Origin of the sequence: Stenotrophomonas bentonitica (assembly GCF_002887735.1) — a bacterium.
In the GTDB taxonomy this organism is placed as follows: domain Bacteria; phylum Pseudomonadota; class Gammaproteobacteria; order Xanthomonadales; family Xanthomonadaceae; genus Stenotrophomonas; species Stenotrophomonas bentonitica_A.
Genome location: NZ_PKQP01000001.1, coordinates 902,807 through 918,968, shown reverse-complemented (window position 1 = coordinate 918,968; position 16,162 = coordinate 902,807). Strand labels below are relative to the sequence as shown.

Annotated in this window: 12 protein-coding genes; 2 read left to right on the top strand and 10 right to left on the bottom strand. The window is 67.2% G+C overall.

The window, feature by feature from the left end:
- Positions 1-64 precede the first annotated feature (64 nt).
- The gene (locus C0R07_RS04025; protein WP_070425872.1) at positions 65-730 is read right to left on the bottom strand and encodes a TetR/AcrR family transcriptional regulator; all 666 of its coding nucleotides are present in this window, start codon (positions 728-730) and stop codon (positions 65-67) included.
- Between the two features lie 121 nt (positions 731-851).
- On the opposite strand from C0R07_RS04025, the gene C0R07_RS04020 reads away from it, so the two are divergent.
- A complete protein-coding gene (locus C0R07_RS04020; protein ID WP_102788210.1) occupies positions 852-1,997 on the top strand; it encodes an efflux RND transporter periplasmic adaptor subunit in 1,146 nt (381 codons plus the stop codon).
- A gap of 4 nt (positions 1,998-2,001) precedes the next feature.
- Positions 2,002-5,175 (top strand): efflux RND transporter permease subunit, encoded by a 3,174-nt coding sequence (locus tag C0R07_RS04015; protein WP_070473601.1) that lies wholly within the window; start codon positions 2,002-2,004, stop codon positions 5,173-5,175.
- A gap of 67 nt (positions 5,176-5,242) precedes the next feature.
- Here C0R07_RS04015 and gdhA read toward each other — a convergent pair whose 3' ends face one another.
- The 9 genes from gdhA to ilvC all read right to left on the bottom strand — a co-directional run bounded on the left by gdhA (position 5,243) and on the right by ilvC (position 15,598).
- The gene (gene gdhA / locus C0R07_RS04010) at positions 5,243-6,586 is read right to left on the bottom strand and encodes an NADP-specific glutamate dehydrogenase (RefSeq protein WP_102788209.1); all 1,344 of its coding nucleotides are present in this window, start codon (positions 6,584-6,586) and stop codon (positions 5,243-5,245) included.
- Positions 6,587-6,696: 110 nt separating this feature from the next.
- On the bottom strand, positions 6,697-7,758 hold the full coding sequence (leuB, locus tag C0R07_RS04005) for a 3-isopropylmalate dehydrogenase (RefSeq protein WP_019183805.1): 1,062 nt from the start codon (positions 7,756-7,758) through the stop codon (positions 6,697-6,699).
- Entirely contained in the window at positions 7,748-8,326 is a 579-nt protein-coding gene (gene leuD, locus C0R07_RS04000; RefSeq protein WP_019183806.1) for a 3-isopropylmalate dehydratase small subunit, read from the bottom strand. Before leuD ends, leuB begins: the two co-directional genes overlap by 11 nt.
- Positions 8,326-9,747, bottom strand: coding sequence for a 3-isopropylmalate dehydratase large subunit (gene leuC, locus C0R07_RS03995; RefSeq protein WP_102788272.1), 1,422 nt, complete (start codon positions 9,745-9,747; stop codon positions 8,326-8,328). Before leuC ends, leuD begins: the two co-directional genes overlap by 1 nt.
- 40 nt (positions 9,748-9,787) lie before the next feature.
- On the bottom strand, positions 9,788-11,335 hold the full coding sequence (locus tag C0R07_RS03990) for a 2-isopropylmalate synthase (protein WP_037553334.1): 1,548 nt from the start codon (positions 11,333-11,335) through the stop codon (positions 9,788-9,790).
- Between the two features lie 2 nt (positions 11,336-11,337).
- Positions 11,338-12,435 (bottom strand): threonine dehydratase, encoded by a 1,098-nt coding sequence (locus tag C0R07_RS03985; RefSeq protein ID WP_070427460.1) that lies wholly within the window; start codon positions 12,433-12,435, stop codon positions 11,338-11,340.
- Between the two features lie 177 nt (positions 12,436-12,612).
- Positions 12,613-12,867: an ACT domain-containing protein gene (locus C0R07_RS03980; RefSeq protein ID WP_019183810.1), complete on the bottom strand. Its 255-nt coding sequence runs from the start codon at positions 12,865-12,867 to the stop codon at positions 12,613-12,615.
- A complete protein-coding gene (gene ilvG / locus C0R07_RS03975; RefSeq protein WP_046273524.1) occupies positions 12,851-14,584 on the bottom strand; it encodes an acetolactate synthase 2 catalytic subunit in 1,734 nt (577 codons plus the stop codon). Before ilvG ends, C0R07_RS03980 begins: the two co-directional genes overlap by 17 nt.
- Before the next feature lie 39 nt (positions 14,585-14,623).
- On the bottom strand, positions 14,624-15,598 hold the full coding sequence (gene ilvC, locus C0R07_RS03970) for a ketol-acid reductoisomerase (protein ID WP_019183812.1): 975 nt from the start codon (positions 15,596-15,598) through the stop codon (positions 14,624-14,626).
- Between the last annotated feature and the right edge of the window lie 564 nt (positions 15,599-16,162).

Genomic DNA, 16,162 nt, shown 5'->3' with positions numbered 1-16,162 from the left:
GCATCGCTGCCGTCGCGCCGGGGTCGCAGTGCCGGAAGTCACCGCGACCTCCGGTCCATTCAGTTTAGTGCCGCCGGGCATACGCCCGCAGGAAAAAGTCGACGCTGGCGCTCACATGAGCGTTGGCATCGCACTCGGCCGGGGCCGGCCGCAGCCCGCACATCATATGCGTATGCAGCTCGCCCTTGATCAAGGTCAGGAACTGGATGGCGGCGGTCGGGAAATCGGTGATCTCCAGCTCGCCGCGGGCCGTACGGGCACGCAGGAAGTCGGCCAGCGCATCGGTGGTCCGCTGCGGGCCGGCCAGCCAGAACATCTCGCGGATCCGATCATCGGTATCCGGCGACATCATCACCCGCTGCACGGCGACGGCCGCATCGGAGGTGATCAGGGTGAAGAAGGCGTGGCCGATGCCCATCAGCTGGTCGCGCAGCGGGCCTTCGACGTCGGTGACGAACAGTTCGTCAGGCAGCATCTCGACGCATTTGGACTGCACTGCTTCGGTGAAAAGCGTCTCTTTGTCGCCGAAATGGCTGTAAACGGTCAGCTTCGATACGCCCGCTTGGGCGGCGATGCTGTCCATGCTCACCCCGTTGTAGCCTTGGTCGACGAACAGCGACTTGGCCGCTTCCAGGATGGCCGCGCGCTTGCCCAGATCCTTCGGGCGCCCCGGCCCGGCGGCCTTGGCGACCGGCTTGGAGGGCGATTTGGAGGAGGTCGGATCAGTCATCCAATCAATACTAGACCAATCGGTTCGATATTTATACTATACCGACTGGTTCAATATTGAGGCGATTGGAACAGAGCGTTTCCAATGGCTTTTCCCGGGTTACTTTCAGGTCCAGGACCTCATGAAAAACATGCGATGGATGGGTGGTGGGTTGCTGGCGCTGGCGTTGGCAGCATGTGGCAAGCAGGATGCCGAACCGGCCGCGCCGATGCCGGTGCTGGTTGTCCACCCGGGCACCGTGGCCGGCCAGGAAGTGGCCGCCTACCCCGGTGAGATCCGGGCCCGCGAGGAAAGCCCGCTCTCCTTCCGCGTCGGCGGCAATCTGATCAAGCGCCATGTCGATGCCGGCCAGCGCGTGCGCAAGGGCCAGTTGCTGGCCGAGCTGGACGCCGCCGACTACGCCTCCCAGGCCAGCGCCTCACAGGCGCAGCTGGCCGCTGCCGAAGCCGACCTGATCCGTGCCCGTGATGACCAGAAGCGCTACGCCACCCTGGCCGAGCAGCAACTGGTCAGCCAGTCCGCGCTGGACAGCCAGACTGCTGCCTTCAAGGCCGCGCAGGGCCAGGCCAATGCCGCACGCGCCAATCTGGCCGTGGCGCGCAACCAGGCCGAGTACGCGCAGCTGCGCGCGCCGGCCGATGGCGTGATCGCCAGTCGCCAGGCCGAAGCCGGGCAGGTGGTCAGCGCTGGGCAGACCGTGTTCACCCTGGCCGCCGACGGCGGCCGCGAAGTCGTGATCGCCCTGCCGGAGAGCAACATCCGCGATTACCAGGTCGGCCAGCCGGTGCAGGTGGAACTGTGGAACCGCCCCGGCCAGATGCTGCCGGGCACGATCCGTGAGATCGCCCCGGCCGCCGATGCACAGGGGCGCACCTATGCCACCCGCGTCAGCCTGGCACCGGAAGCGTTGACCGAAGTGGAACTGGGCCAGAGCGCGCGCGTGTTCGCCGCCGCAGGACGCCAGGGCACGCTGCAGTTGCCGCTGGCCGCCGTACAGCGCGGCGCCGACGGCCGCAGCAGCGTGTGGGTGGTCGATCCTGCCAGGCACACGTTGAAGGCCACGCCGGTGACGGTCGGGGCGTACGCCGTTGAATCGGTTCCGGTGCTGAGCGGGGTGACTGCGAACGACTGGGTGGTCGCCGCCGGCGGCCATCTGCTGCGCGAGGGCCAGCCGGTGACGGCGGTGGACCGCCAGAACCGCCCGGTGCTGGCACCGGCAGCCAAGCCTGCCGCGGCCGACGCGCCTGCTGCCGGCAAGGGGAACTGATCCCGTGCGCCGCTTCAATCTTTCCGAATGGGCGCTGGGCAACCGGCCCCTGGTGCTGTTTGCGATGCTGGCCTTCGCGATCATCGGCGCGTGGTCGTACAAGCACCTGGGCCAGTCCGAAGATCCCCCGTTCACCTTCAAGGTGATGGTGGTGCGCACGAACTGGCCCGGCGCGACCGCCGAACAGGTCTCCCGCCAGGTCACCGAGCCGATCGAAAAAGCCCTGCTGAACACCGGGCAGTACGAGTTCATCCGCTCCTACTCGCGCCCGGGCGAATCGCAGGTGATCTTCGTGGCGCGCGACAGCCTGCGCTCCAAGGCGATTCCCGACCTGTGGTACCAGGTGCGCAAGCGCGTGGGCGACATCAAGCCGACCCTGCCGCGCGAGATCGTCGGTCCGTTCTTCAACGACGAATTCGGCGACACCTTCGGCAACATCTACGCGTTGACCGGGCGGGGCTTCGACTACGCCGTGATGCGCGACTACGCCGACCGCATCCAGCTGGAACTGCAGCGCGTGCCCGATGTGGGCAAGATCGAGCTGGAAGGCCTGCAGGACGAAAAGGTCTGGATCGAGCTGTCCAACACCAAGCTGGCCACGCTGGGCGTATCGCTGCAGCAGGTGCAGCAGGCCTTGGCCGACCAGAACGCGATTGCCGCCACCAGCTTCTTTGAAACCCCGACCGATCGCGTGCAGCTGCGCGTCACCGGGCAGTTCCAGAGCGTGGAGGACATCCGCAGCTTCCCGATCCAGGCCGGCGACCGCACCGTGCACCTGGGCGACATCGCCGAGATCAAGCGCGGTTTTGCCGATCCGGCGTCGCCGAAGATGCGCTTCATGGGCGAAGACGCCATCGGCATTGCGGTGGCGATGAAAGACGGCGGCGACATCCTCAAACTGGGCAGTACGCTGGACGCCGAGTTCGAACGCCTGCAGAAGACGCTGCCGGCCGGCATGCAGCTGCGCAAGGTCTCCGACCAGCCGCATGCGGTGGAAGAGTCGGTCGGCGAGTTCGTGCAGGTGCTGACCGAAGCGGTGGTGATCGTGCTGCTGGTGAGCTTCTTCTCGCTCGGACTGCGCACCGGCCTGGTGGTGGGCGTGACCATTCCGCTGGTGCTGGCGATGACCTTCTTCGTCATGCATTACTTCGGCATCGGCCTGCACAAGATTTCCCTGGGCGCGCTGGTGCTGGCGCTGGGCCTGCTGGTGGACGATGCGATCATCGCCGTGGAGATGATGGCGACCAAGATGGAGCAGGGGTACGACCGCCTGCGCGCGGCCAGCTTCGCGTGGGAGTCGACCGCGTTCCCGATGCTGACCGGCACGCTGATCACCGCGGCCGGCTTCCTGCCGATCGCCACGGCCGCCTCCAGCACGGGCGAGTACACCCGCTCGCTGTTCCAGGTGGTGACCATCGCACTGGTGGTGTCGTGGATCGCCGCGGTGCTGTTCATTCCGTACCTGGGCGACAAGATGTTGCCGGACCTGTTCAACCCGCAGCCGCCCAAGCCGGACAGCCTGGTCGGGCGCTGGCACGCGCGTCGCATGCAGTGGGCCGACCGCCATCCCGCGTTCGCGCGCTGGATCGCACCGAAGGTGCATGCGCACGACCACGATCCGTACCAGCGTCCGTTCTACGTGCGCTTCCGCAGGTTCCTCGATGTCTGCCTGCGCCATCGCTGGTGGGTGATCGCCGCCACCGCCGCGCTGTTCGTGTTCTCGCTGCTGATCTTCCGCTTCGTGCCCCAGCAGTTCTTCCCGGATTCGACCCGCCCGGAACTGATGGTGGACATCGAACTGGCCGAGGGCGCCTCGCTGCAGGCGACCCAGGCCCAGGCGGCCAAGCTGGAAAAACTGCTCAAGGACCGCGAGGGCATCAGCAACTATGTCGCTTACGTGGGCACCGGCTCGCCGCGCTTCTACCTGCCGTTGGACCAGCAGCTGCCGGCCACCAACTTCTCGCAGTTCGTGGTGCTGACCGAGAACACCAAGGCACGTGAGGCGACCCGCGACTGGCTGCTCAAGGACGTGATTCCGCAGTTCCCGGACGTGCAGATGCGCGTGACCCGCCTGGAGAACGGCCCGCCGGTCGGCTACCCGGTGCAGATGCGCATCTCCGGCGAGCATATCGAGCAGGTGCAGGCCATCGCCCGGCAGGTGGAAGCCAAGGTGCGTGCGAACCCGCACGTGATGAACGTCAACCTGGACTGGAGCGAGCCGAGCAAAGTGGTACGGCTGGTGATCGACCAGGACCGGGCACGCGCACTGGGTGTGAGCAGCGCGCAGGTGAGCCAGCTGCTGGGCACCTCGTTGTCGGGCATGAGTGTGAGCACCTACCGGGAAGGCAACCGCCTGATCGAAATGCTGCTGCGTGGGCCGGACAACGAACGCGTGCGGCTGGACATGCTGGGCAGCCTGGCGATCCCGACCAGCAGCGGCACCTCGGTGACGCTGTCGCAGGTGGCGCGCCTGGAGTACGTGTTCGAGGACGGCATCATCTGGCACCGCAACCGCCTGCCGACGGTGACGGTGCGCGCCGACATCGCCGATGCGAAGCAGCCGCTGGACGTGGTGCAGCAGATCCTGCCGACACTGGAGGAAATCCGTGCCGGGCTGCCGTCCGGCTACCTGCTTGAAACCGGCGGCACCGTGGAGGATTCCACGCGCGGCCAGGATTCGATCAAGGCCGGCATGCCGCTGTTCCTGATCGTGGTGGCGACCCTGCTGATGCTGCAGCTGCGCAGCTTCTCGCGTGCGGCGATGGTGCTGGTCACCGCGCCGCTGGGCATCATCGGCGCGACCCTGTTCCTGTTGCTGTTCCGTGCACCGTTCGGCTTCGTGGCCCTGCTGGGCACGATCGCGCTGGCTGGCATGATCATGCGCAATTCGGTGATCCTGATCGACCAGATCCAGCAGGACATCGACGCCGGCCACGACCGCTGGCACGCGATCATCGATGCCACCGTGCGCCGCTTCCGACCGATCGTGCTGACCGCGCTGGCCGCGGTGCTGGCGATGATCCCGCTGTCGCGCAGTGCGTTCTACGGCTCGATGGCGATCTCGATCATGGGCGGCCTGATCGTCGGTACCGTGCTGACCCTGGTGTTCCTGCCCGCACTGTATGCGGCGTGGTTCCGAGTGAAGCCGGATGAGGCGGGCGCTGGCACGCCGCACTGACTGACGCGTCAGATGACGCCCAAAGGCGCAGCGGATGCCTTCCGCTGCGCCTTTTTACTGATCCGTGTCAGTAAACGCCCTGCGCCAGCATCGCATCGGCCACTTTGACGAAGCCGGCGATATTGGCGCCATCCACGTAGTTCACGCTGCCATCGGCCCGCTTGCCATGGCGCACGCAGTTGGCGTGGATATCCTTCATGATGCCGTGCAGGCGCTCATCGACATCGGCGTGGTGCCACGACAGGCGCTGCGCGTTCTGGCTCATTTCCAGCCCCGAGGTGGCCACGCCGCCGGCGTTGCTGGCCTTGCCCGGCGCATACAGGGTGCCTGCCTTGAGGAAGACCTCCATGGCCTCCAGTGTCGACGGCATGTTGGCGCCTTCGGCCACGCACAGCACATCGTTGTCCACCAGGGCGCGGGCGTCGTTCTCGTCCAGTTCGTTCTGGGTGGCGCAGGGCAGGGCGATCTCAGCCGGGATGTGCCAGGGGCGCTCGCCGTCCAGGTACTCGAAGCGTGTGTCGTCGGCCAGTTCGGACAGGCAGCCGCGACGTTCGTTGCGCAGTTCCATCACCTCCTGCAGGCCCGCTTCGTCGAAGCCCTCCCGGGCGTACAGCGTGCCGCCGGAATCGGAAAGCGTGAGGACTTTCGCGCCGAGTTCGATGGCTTTGATCGCCGCATGCTGGGCCACGTTGCCAGCGCCGGAAATCAGCACTTTCGCGCCATCGGTATTGCGCCGCGCATGGTGCAGCATCTGCTCGACAAAGTAGACCGTGCCGAAGCCCGTCGCTTCCGGGCGCATCAGGCTGCCACCATAGGAGAGGCCTTTGCCGGTGAACACGCAGGCGGCATTGTTGGTGAGCTTCTTCATCATGCCGGCCATGTAGCCGACCTCGCGCGCGCCCACGCCGATATCGCCAGCCGGTACATCGGTGTCTGCCCCCAGGTGGCGATGCAGTTCCAGCATCAGCGCCTGGCAGAAGCGCATCACCTCGGTGTCGCTGCGGCCCTTGGGATTGAAATCCGAACCGCCCTTGCCACCGCCCATCGGCAGGGTGGTCAGCGCGTTCTTCAGGGTCTGCTCGAACGCCAGGAACTTCAGGATCGACTGGTTCACCGAGGGATGAAAGCGCATGCCGCCCTTGAACGGACCGATCGCCGAGCTGTGCTGCACGCGCCAGCCACGGTTGACATGGGTCTTGCCGGCATCATCGGCCCAGGCAACGCGGAACTGGATCACCCGCTCCGGCTCCACCAGCCGCTCCAGCAGGCCCTGTTCCAGGTAGCGGGGGTGGCGCTGCAGGAACGGCCACAGGCTCTGGATCACTTCTTTGACGGCCTGCAGGAATTCCGGCTGGTGCGGATCACGCTGGGCCACGTGGTTGAGAAAGTCGTCAGAGGAACGATGGTTCAAGGGCTTTCCTTGTTGGGGGCCGGCCGCTGACTGCGACGTGGCCGACGGGACAGGGAGGCCGTGCGGGATGTAGAAACACGAACGCGGCCCTCAGGCCGCGCTCGTTGCGATCATTGCAGCTTGGCAAGGACCGCGTCGGTTGCGGCGGCGGTACTCACCGCGAAACCCTTGGCGGCGAGGTCGGCGGTGAACACGCCGTCATCCAGTACGGCGTACACCGCTGCCTCGACCGTAGCAGCCTCTTCGTCCAGCCCCAGTGAATGCCGCAGCAGCATCGCAGCGCTGAAGATCGTGGCGTAGGGATTGGCGATGCCCTTGCCGGCGATGTCCGGCGCCGAGCCGTGGATCGGCTCGTAGATGCCGACCGCGCCGGGCTCGCCCAGCGAGGCCGAGGGCAGCAGGCCGAGCGAGCCGGCCAGCATCGAGGCTTCGTCGGTGAGGATGTCGCCGAACATGTTCTCGGTCACGATCACGTCGTACTCGCGCGGCTTGGCCAGCAGGTGCATGGCCATCGAATCGACCAGCTGGTGCTCCAGGGCAATCTCCGGGAATTCCTCGCGGCCGATCCGTGCGGCGACGTCGCGCCACAGGCGCGAGGTCTCCAGGACGTTGGCCTTGTCCACCGAGGTGACCTTGCCGCGGCGGGTCTGCGCGAGCCGGAACGCGGTGCGCATGACGCGCTCGATCTCGCCCACGCTGTAACTGCACAGGTCGCTGGCGGTGTCGGCGGTGCGGGTCTTCTCACCGAAGTAGATGCCGCCGGTCAGTTCGCGCACGACCACGAAGTCCACGCCCTCCAGCAGTTCGGCCTTGATCGGCGAAGCGCCGAGCGCGGCGGCATGCGTGCGCACCGGGCGCAGGTTGGCATACAGCCCCAACGCCTTGCGGATCGCCAGCAGGCCCTGTTCCGGGCGCACCTTGGCGTTGGGATCGGACCACTTCGGCCCGCCCACCGCACCGAGCAGGATGGCGTCCGCCTTCCGGCAGGCCTCCAGCGTGGTGGCCGGCAGTGGTTCGCCGTGGCGATCGATGGCGATGCCACCGATGTCGTGCTCCTGGAACCCGAAGGTGTGCCCGAAACGGGTGGCGACGGCCTCCAGCACCGCCACGGCGGCGGCGGCGACTTCCGGACCGATGCCGTCACCCGGCAATACGACAATCTCAGCGTGCATGTTCACTCTCGTAACGTTCGATATCAGGGGTACGGCCCAACAGATACCCCAATTGGTCCACGCCTTCCAGCAGGCAGGTCTGCGAGAAGCCGTCCAGCGGGAAGGTATACACACGCCCGTCGGGCGTGCGCAGTTCGCGTGCGGCCACGTCGATGGTCAGTGCGTCATCCGGGCGCTGCATCAGCGTCTGCACGTCGGCTTCGTCCAGCACGATCGGCAGCAGGCCGTTCTTCAGCGAATTGCCGCGGAAGATATCGGCGATCTCGCTGCTGACGATGGCGCGCAGGCCCAGGTCGGTCAGCGCCCACGGCGCATGCTCGCGCGAAGAGCCGCAGCCGAAGTTGCGGCCGGCCAGCAGGATGCTGCGGCCGGCGTTGTGCGGCTGGTTGAAGGCGAACGCCGGGTTCGGCACGCCTTCGCTCTGCCAGCGCCAATCATTGAACGCATGCTTGCCCAGCCCGACGCGCTCGGTGGTGGACAGGAAGCGCGCGGGGATGATCTGGTCGGTATCGATGTTGGTCTCGCGCAGCACCACGCTGGTCGAGGTCAGGGTACGGAAGCCGCTCATCAGGCCACCTCCAGCGTGGCATACAGTTCACGTGGGTCGGCGACGCGGCCGTTCACTGCGGCCCAGGCGGCCGTCATCGGCGAGGCCAGCAGGGTGCGCGAGCCGGGGCCCTGGCGGCCTTCAAAATTGCGGTTGCTGGTGCTGACGGCCAGCTGCCCCGGGGCGACCAGGTCGCCGTTCATGGCGATGCACATCGAACAGCCGGGCTCGCGCCATTCGGCACCGGCAGCGCGCACCACCACATCGATGCCTTCGGCTTCGGCCTGGCGCTTGACGATTTCCGAACCGGGCACCACCAGCATGCGCACGCCGTCGGCGACGCGGCGGCCCTGCAGCACCTGCGCCACTTCGCGCATGTCGCTCAGCCGGCCGTTGGTGCACGAACCGACGAAGACCACATCCACCGGGGTGCCGGCCAGGGTCTGCCCGGCGTGGAAGTGCATGTAGTCCAGGCCTTTCTGGTCGGCGGCATCGTTGGCCGCCGGGATCGGCTGGTCCACCGCGATCGCCGTGCCGGGGTGGGTGCCCCAGGTCAGGGTGGGGCGGATGTCGGCGGCCTCGATGTGGACCTCCACGTCGAAGCGCGCACCGGCATCGCTGCGCAGCTGCGACCAGGCGGCCACGGCGGCGTCGAAGTCGGCGCCCTTGGGTCCGCGCGGGGTATTGGCGACCCAGTCGAAGGTGGTCTGGTCGGGGGCGACCATGCCGGCTCGAGCGCCGGCTTCGATGGACATGTTGCACAAGGTCATGCGCTGCTCCATGTCCATCGCTTCGATCGCGCTGCCGCGGAACTCCAGCACATGGCCGGTGCCGCCGTTGACGCCGATCACGCCGATGATATGCAGCACCACGTCCTTGGCGCCGACGCCCTGCGCCAGCGTGCCATCCACGGTGATCGCCATTGTTTTGGCCTTGCGCTGCAGCAGGCACTGGGTGGCCAGCACGTGGCCGACCTCGCTGGTGCCGATGCCGAAGGCCAACGCGCCGAACGCGCCGTGGGTGGAGGTGTGGCTGTCACCGCAGACGATGGTCATCCCCGGCTGGGTAAAGCCCTGCTCGGGGGCGATCACGTGCACGATGCCGCGGCTGGCCGATTGCAGGTCGAACAGCTCGATGCCGTGCGTGGCGCAGTTGTCGGCCAGCATCGCCACCTGGGCTTCGGCGGCGGCGCTGGCATACGGCAGCTTGCCGTCGGCAGCGGCCGGCAGGGTGGGGGTGGAGTGGTCCATCGTCGCCTTGGTCCGGTCCGGCCGGCGCGGGGAGAGGCCGCGCTCGCGCAGTTCGGTGAAGGCCTGCGGCGAGGTCACTTCGTGGATCAGGTGCAGGTCGATGTACAGCACGGCGGGGGCGCTGTCGGTTTCGGGCACGACGACGTGGGCGTCCCACAGTTTGTCGTACAGGGTGCGGGGAGCTGGGGTCATGGACTGGCCTTGCTGCGGTTCGGGGTACGTCATGGGGTGCTCAGGCCGCGGCGGTGGCCGTGGGCTGCTCGGTCGTCGCGCTGCGCTGGCGCAGCAGACGGTTGGCCACCTCCAGCCACGCCAATGCGGAGGCTTCGATGATGTCGCGGCTGGTGCCGGTGCCTTCGTACTCCACGCCTTCGTGGCGCACGCTCAGGTTGGCTTCGCCGCGCGCATCGGCGCCGATGCCCACACTGTGCACGTGGTAGCTGTCCAGCATCAACTGCACGCCGGTCGCGGCCGACAGCGCGCCGAACAACGCATCCACCGGGCCATCGCCCTGGGCGGTCTCGGCAACCCGGTTGCCTTCAGGATCGGACAGCTCGACCAGCGCATTGGCGCGGCTGCCGACGTCGCTGATCGTCATCGACGCCAGGCGGTAGCCGTTCTGGGTGGCACTGCCCTGCATCAGGGTCTGCAGGTCGGCATCGGTGACCACGCGCTGCTGCTCGCACAGCGCCTTGAACTGTTCGAAGACCAGCTTCAGCTCTTCTTCTTCCAGCCAGAAGCCCAACGCACGCAGGCGCTGGTCGACCGCGGCGCGGCCACTGTGGCGGCCCAGCACCATCTGCGAGGACTCCCAGCCCACGTCTTCCGGACGCATGATTTCGTAGGTGCCGCGGTGGCGCAGCATGCCGTGCTGGTGGATGCCCGACTCGTGCGCGAAGGCGTTGGCGCCGACGATCGCCTTGTTGCGCTGGACCGGCATGCCGACCAGGCGCTGCAGCAGCTGCGAGGTAGCTACGATGCGCTGGGTGTTGATGCGCGTGTCTTCGTCGTAGAAGGCGTTGCGTACCTTCAGCACCATCGCGATCTCTTCCAGCGAGCAGTTGCCCGCGCGCTCACCGATGCCGTTGATGGTGCACTCGACCTGGCGTGCACCACCTTCGATGGCGGCCAGTGAATTGGCCACGGCCAGGCCCAGATCGTTGTGGCAGTGCGCGCTGAAGATGATGCGGTCGCTGTCGGGCACGCCGGCGATCACCCGCTGGAACATGCCGCGGATCTCTTCGGGCGTGGTGAACCCCACGGTGTCGGGCAGGTTGATGGTGGTGGCGCCGGCGGCCACGGCCACGCGGGCAACCTCGATCAGGAAATCTTCCTCGGTGCGCGTGGCATCTTCAGCGGAGAACTCCACATCGCCCACGTAGCTGCGGGCCAGGCTGACGTGCTTGTGCACCGACTCCAGCACCTGCTCGCGGCTCATGCGCAGCTTGTGCTCGCGATGCAGGGGGCTGGTCGACAGGAATACATGCAGGCGCGGGTTCGCGGCGGCTTCCAGCGCCTTGGCCGAGGTTTCGATATCGGCGGCCAGGCAGCGCGACAGCACGGCCAGGGTCGGGCGACGGACCTCGCGGGCGATCATCGCCATCGCTTCGCGGTCGGACTGGGAACTGGCCGGGAAGCCGGTTTCCATGACATCCACGCCCAGCTCGTCCAGCGCGCGGGCCATCACCAGCTTCTGCTGCGGGCTCATGCTGCAGCCGGGCGATTGTTCGCCGTCGCGCAGGGTGGTGTCGAAAATTCTGATTCGGGGGGAGTTGGGCATGGTCACCAGGAGGTCTCCTCGACGGCAATGTCGGATGGGATGGCAGAGGTAGGAATCGAAACGGAAATCGGGGGTGTCGCGAGCACGGTTGGTAGGGGCGGGCGTGTTCGCTCGCTGGCGCGGCGGCGCGGTTTGCGCGGGGGGCGGGGGCGGATGTCGGCCAGCAGCTGGGCCAGGACCAGCGCATCGATGTTGCCGCCGGAGACCACCGCGCACTTGCGCTTGCCGGCCACGCGGCGGCCGGCGGCCAGCGCCAGCGCGCCGGCGCCTTCGGCGATGACGTGTTCTTCCAGCGCCAACCGCACCAGGGTTTCGCGCAGCTCGGCTTCGCGGACGATGACGACATCGTCCAGCAACGCGCTGCACAACCTGCGGGTCAGGAAACCGGGGATCTTCACCTTGACGCCGTCGGCCAGGGTGGCGACCGGGGCGATCTCACGCACGTCGCCGCGGATCGCACGGGCCATCGAATCGACGCCCTCGACCTGCGCGCCGACGATGCGTACACCCTGTGATTTCAGCGCCAGCGCGACGCCCGAAGCCAAGCCACCGCCGCCGATCGGCACGATCACCACGTCGGGCGCATGCGGGGCCAGTTCGATGCCCAAGGTGCCCTGGCCGGCGATCACATCGGGATCGTCGAAGGCGGACAGGAAACGGTAGCCGTGCTGGTCGGCCAGGGCGCGGGCGAAGGCGTAGGCCTCGTCGTAGCTCTCGCCGTGCTGGCGGACCGTGGCGCCCCAGTGGGCGACACCGGCAATCTTGGTGGCGGGCGCACCGTGGGGCATCACGGTGATCGCGGGGATGTTCAGACGGTAGGCGGCCCAGGCCACGCCCTGGGCGTGGTTGCCGGCGGAGGCGCAGATGACCGGGCGGTCATCGCCGCGCTCACGCCCGGCCAGCAGTGCGTTCAGGGCGCCGCGCACCTTGTACGACCCGGTGCGCTGCAGGTTCTCCAGCTTCAGCCACACGCCGAAACGTTCGGCGTAATGCAGCGGCGTGGGCGGCAGGAAGCGGCGCAGCCGCGCCTGCGCGGCCAGCACGTCGGCGACGCTTACGTCGCCTACATCCGGTTCCTGCGGGGCGCGGCTAGCCGGCATCGTGCACCCGGCCACGGTGATCGTCGCCATGCGGTACGCGCTGCGACGGCGCACGGTGCGGCGTCGTGCCTCCTGCAGCGCGGTGCGACGTTGTGCATCCTGCACGCGCACCATTTGCACATCCATGTGCTGCAAGAAGGCACCTCCGTACCGGCACCGATGCAGCGGTGCGGGCGTTCATGCGGATACTCCGGGTTCCAGTGCGCTGATGCGCACCGAAACACAGTCGTAGATCTTCTCGATCTGGCGGCGCAGCGTTTCCGGTGGACGGGTGCTGTCCACCACCAGCTGCAGGTGCCAGCGGCCATCGTCGGCGGCATTGGGCGCGCCGGCGATCGCGCGCGGCGCGAAGCCGCGGCGTTCGGCCATGCCGATCACGCGCAGCAGCGCGCCTTCGGCCGGGGTCAGCACCAGGTCAAGCCGGTATTGCATTGGGGAACTCCTGGGACTGATGGGCGGGGTTGCTTTCCAGCATCGTGCTGTTGGCGTTGTTGGGCGGCACCAGCGGCCACACGTTGGCACGGGCATCGATGGCCACATGCAGCAGCGCCGGGCCGGGCTGGGCCAGCATCGCGGCCAGGCCACCTTCGACATCGTCACGTGCTTCGATACGCGTGGCCGGAATGCCGAATACCTGCGCCAGCGCAGCGAAGTCCGGGTTGTCGGACAGATCGATCTCGCTGTAGCGCTCGGCGAAGAACAGCTCCTGCCACTGGCGGACCATGCCCAGCGAGCTGTTGTCCAGCAGCACGATCTTCACCGGCAGGCGGCAGCGGGCGATGGTGACCAGCTCCTGCACGTTCATCATGAAACTGCCATCGCCGGAGACCAGCACCACGGTGCGGTCGGGGCAGGCGAACTGCGCGCCCATCGCTGCCGGCAGGCCGAAGCCCATGGTGCCCAGCGCGCCGCTGGTCAGGTGGTTGCGTGGGTGGTTGAAGCGGCAGTGCTGGGCGACCCACATCTGATGCTGGCCGACATCGCAGGCGATGATCGCGTCGCTCGGGGCCAGTTCGCTCAGGCGCTTCAGCAGCGCCGGTGCATAGATGTGCTTGCCCGGTGCGTCGTAGCGCGGCGCGAAGCGTTCACGATGGCCCTGGCAGCGCTTCGCCCAGGCCTCCTGCGTGGCCGGGGCGGTGGCCGCGGCGGTCAGGGCGCGCAGCGCCGTACCCACGTTGCCCGGCACCGCGATGTCGGCGGTGCGCAGCTTGGAGATCTCGTACGCGTCGGCATCGATATGCACGACGCGCGCAAACGGAGCGAACTCGTTCAACTTGCCGGTGGCGCGGTCATCGAAACGGGCGCCGACCACCACCAGCAGATCGCTTTCCTGCACCGCCATGTTGGCCGCGCGGGTACCGTGCATGCCCAGCATGCCCAGGTAGTGCGGATGCTGCGGCGGCAGCGCACCCAGCCCGCGCAGGGTCAGCACGGTCGGGATCGCCGTGGCCTCGACGAAGGCACGGAAGTCCTCCACCGCATCGCCCAGCGCCACGCCACCACCGGCATAGATCACCGGCTTCTCGGCCTCGGCGATGGCGGCGATGGCGTGCGCGATGGCCTCGTCCTGCGGCGCAGGCGGTGCCACCACGGTGGAGGGGACGTGGTCGGGCAGATGCGACGCATCGGCGACCTGCACGTCCTTGGGCAGATCGATCAGCACCGGACCCGGGCGACCCTCGCGGGCGATCCGGAACGCATCGGCGACCACCTGCGGCAGGTCATCGACCGAGCGCACCAGCCAGCTGTGCTTGACGATCGGCAGGGTCAGCCCGAACACGTCCAGTTCCTGGAACGCGTCGGTGCCCAGCAGCGGGGTGGCGACCTGGCCGGTGATGCAGACCATCGGCACCGAATCCAGCATCGCATCGGCGATGCCGGTGACCAGGTTGGAGGCGCCCGGGCCGGAGGTGGCGACGCAGACGCCGACCCGGCCACTGGCGCGGGCGAAGCCGTTGGCAGCCAGGGCGGCGCCCTGCTCGTGGCGGACCAGGATGTGCTTCAGCCCGGAATCCACCAGGGCGTCGTAGAACGGCATGATGGTGCCGCCCGGATAGCCGAACAGCGTATGCACGCCCTCGGCTTCCAGGGCCTGCGTCAACCAGCGTGCGCCGTTGCGGGGCGCGGTGCTGTGTGCGGAGGTGTTCATGCGGTGACCTTTACGAAAGCGGGTGGGGGAGCCGCGCGTTTACGCGGCTTGACTTTGCAACCAGACCATCTTGGCGCGCAGTTCCTTGCCTACCTTCTCGATCGGGTGCTCCAGGTCGGCCTGCTTGAACTTGTTGTAGTTCGGCAGGCCCGCTTCGTACTCGGCCACCCAGTTCTTGGTGAAGGTGCCGTTCTGGATGTCGGTCAGTACGTCCTTCATGCGCGCCTTGGTACCGGCATCGATGACGCGCGGGCCGCTGACGTAGTCGCCGTACTGCGCGGTCTCGGAGATGAATTCCAGCATGCGGGTGATGCCGCCTTCGTAGAACAGATCCACGATCAGCTTCAATTCGTGAAGTACTTCGTAATAGGCGATTTCCGGCTGATAGCCGGCTTCGACCAGGGTTTCGAACCCGGCCTGGACCAGTGCCGAAGCACCGCCGCACAGCACGGCCTGTTCGCCGAACAGATCGGTCTCGGTCTCTTCCTTGAAGGTGGTCTGGATCAGGTTGGCGCGCGCGCCGCCCAGACCACCGGCGTAAGCCAGCGCGAACTCGGCGGCCTTGCCACTCTTGTCCTGGTAGACCGCCCAGATGCACGGCACGCCGCGGCCGATTTCATACTCGCGACGGACCAGCGCACCCGGGCCCTTCGGTGCGACCAGCACCACGTCCAGATCCTCGCGCGGGGTGATCATGTCGAAGTGGACGTTCAGGCCATGCGCGAACAGCAGCACCGCGCCCTGTTTCATGTTCGGTGCGAGCACGTCTTCGTAGAGCTTCTTCTGCACCATGTCCGGGGTCAGCACCGCGACCAGATCGGCATCCTTCACCGCTTCGGACGGGGCTTTGACGGTGAAGCCGTCGGCCTGTGCCTTGACCTCGGTCGGACCGCCCGGGCGCAGCCCGACGACGACATCGAAACCGGATTCACGCAGATTCAGCGCGTGCGCGCGGCCCTGGCTGCCGTAGCCGACAACAGCGATCTTGATCTGGGGCAGGTCGTTGGTGCTCATGGGGGAGGTCCTTTGGAGGCAAGAAAAAAGAGGGCCGACGGTCAGCGACGCGTCGGCCCATCAGGGGAAGGGGTGGCACCGGCCTGGCCGCGACCACACGCGAACGCACCCGCCGTGGGGGCGGTGGGCGTCGGCTGGCTCGGGGCGGGCTGGCGGGTCATGGTGGAAGGCAACTCGGAGGGGAGGATGGAAAACAAAGGGTTCTGAAACGAAAAAACCCGCACCTGGTCGGGTGCGGGTTTTGATGGATACCTGGCAGTCTTGCTTACACGCCGGTCCGTCCCGCACCTGTTGGTTGGGTAATAAGTACGAGGACGAGAAGCGAATGGATCGCGGCCGCGCCGGGGTCGGCGTGCTGGATGGATTCGCGGGTGGCTGTGCGCTGCAACATGAGATCGAGAAAACCACACGGGTTTTGGCGGTGTCAACCCTGGCAGGACAATTTCCATCGGTTTCGTCTGCATCCACCGCAATGCCCCGCCAGACAAGGATGGTTGCGGCTGAAAGCGTTCCGGTGAACCGGAATTCAGTATTTTGGCGCTGCCGATTGCGCGGATCCGGGGC

Excerpts from the sequence above, each read along its gene's own strand:
- C0R07_RS04025 (WP_070425872.1), bottom strand. The coding sequence starts at position 730 with ATGACTGATCCGACCTCCTCCAAATCGCCCTCCAAGCCGGTCGCCAAG.
- C0R07_RS04020 (WP_102788210.1), top strand. The coding sequence starts at position 852 with ATGAAAAACATGCGATGGATGGGTGGTGGGTTGCTGGCGCTGGCGTTG.
- leuB (WP_019183805.1), bottom strand. The coding sequence starts at position 7,758 with ATGCACGCTGAGATTGTCGTATTGCCGGGTGACGGCATCGGTCCGGAA.
- leuD (WP_019183806.1), bottom strand. The coding sequence starts at position 8,326 with ATGAGCGGCTTCCGTACCCTGACCTCGACCAGCGTGGTGCTGCGCGAG.
- leuC (WP_102788272.1), bottom strand. The coding sequence starts at position 9,747 with ATGACCCCAGCTCCCCGCACCCTGTACGACAAACTGTGGGACGCCCAC.
- C0R07_RS03990 (WP_037553334.1), bottom strand. The coding sequence starts at position 11,335 with ATGCCCAACTCCCCCCGAATCAGAATTTTCGACACCACCCTGCGCGAC.
- C0R07_RS03985 (WP_070427460.1), bottom strand. The coding sequence starts at position 12,435 with ATGCCGGCTAGCCGCGCCCCGCAGGAACCGGATGTAGGCGACGTAAGC.
- C0R07_RS03980 (WP_019183810.1), bottom strand. The coding sequence starts at position 12,867 with ATGCAATACCGGCTTGACCTGGTGCTGACCCCGGCCGAAGGCGCGCTG.
- ilvG (WP_046273524.1), bottom strand. The coding sequence starts at position 14,584 with ATGAACACCTCCGCACACAGCACCGCGCCCCGCAACGGCGCACGCTGG.
- ilvC (WP_019183812.1), bottom strand. The coding sequence starts at position 15,598 with ATGAGCACCAACGACCTGCCCCAGATCAAGATCGCTGTTGTCGGCTAC.